Annotated in this window: 1 protein-coding gene; it reads left to right on the top strand. The window is 45.8% G+C overall.

The features are described 5' to 3' along the window. Positions 1-1,146 (top strand): glutamine-hydrolyzing GMP synthase (gene guaA, locus WMO25_RS18215; protein WP_349086652.1); only part of this gene is annotated, 1,146 nt, incomplete at both ends.

Genomic DNA, 1,146 nt, shown 5'->3' with positions numbered 1-1,146 from the left:
CAGTTAATTGCACGAAGAGTCAGAGAATGTAATGTATATTGTGAAGTCCTTCCATATACTAAGACACTGGACGAGATTAAAGCCTTAAATCCAAAGGGTATTATTTTTACAGGTGGTCCGAACAGTGTTTATGATGAGACTTCTCCTCATTATGAAAAAGCTATTTTTGAACTTGGCATCCCGATCCTGGGTATCTGCTATGGTTCTCAGCTGATGGCTTACACGCTGGGCGGTGAAGTAGCAACTGCACCTGTCAGCGAATACGGCCATACAGATGTTGAAGTTGATACAACTTCTGTCCTCTTCCACGACGTTGCAGATACAACCGTCTGCTGGATGAGTCATACCGATTATATTAAGGACGTACCGGAAGGCTTCCGTATTACAGCCCATACACCTGTCTGCCCTGTTGCAGCTATGGAATGTGCTGAGAAGAAGTTATACGCTACCCAGTTCCATCCGGAAGTTATGCATACCAAGGAAGGTATGAAAATGCTCCACAATTTCGTCTATGACGTCTGTGGATGCGTTGGTGACTGGAAGATGGATTCTTTCGTTGAGACAACCATCAAGTCTCTCCGTGAGAAAATCGGCGATGGTAAGGTTCTCTGCGCATTATCCGGCGGTGTTGATTCCTCCGTTGCAGCAGTCCTTCTGTCCAAAGCGATCGGCAAACAGCTGACATGTGTGTTTGTTGACCATGGTCTTCTGCGCAAGAACGAAGGCGATGAAGTTGAAGCTGTTTTCGGCCCTGATGGCCCTTATGAACTGAACTTTATCCGTGTCAATGCACAGCAGAGATATTATGACAAACTGAAGGGTGTTACAGAACCGGAAGCGAAACGTAAGATTATTGGTGAAGAATTTATCCGTGTCTTCGAAGAAGAAGCGAAGAAGATCGGTTCCGTTGATTTCCTTGTACAGGGCACAATCTATCCGGACGTGATCGAAAGTGGTCTCGGTAAGTCTGCTGTTATCAAGTCCCACCACAATGTGGGAGGTCTTCCAGATGTTGTCGATTTCAAGGAGATCATTGAACCATTAAGAATGCTTTTTAAGGATGAAGTCCGCAAAGCAGGTCTGGAACTTGGTATTCCTGAGTACCTTGTATACCGTCAGCCATTCCCTGGCCCTGGCCTTGGTATC

Source organism: Coprococcus intestinihominis, assembly GCF_040096555.1.
Classification (GTDB): domain Bacteria; phylum Bacillota; class Clostridia; order Lachnospirales; family Lachnospiraceae; genus Coprococcus_A; species Coprococcus_A intestinihominis.
This window is presented reverse-complemented; position numbering and strand designations above follow the sequence as displayed.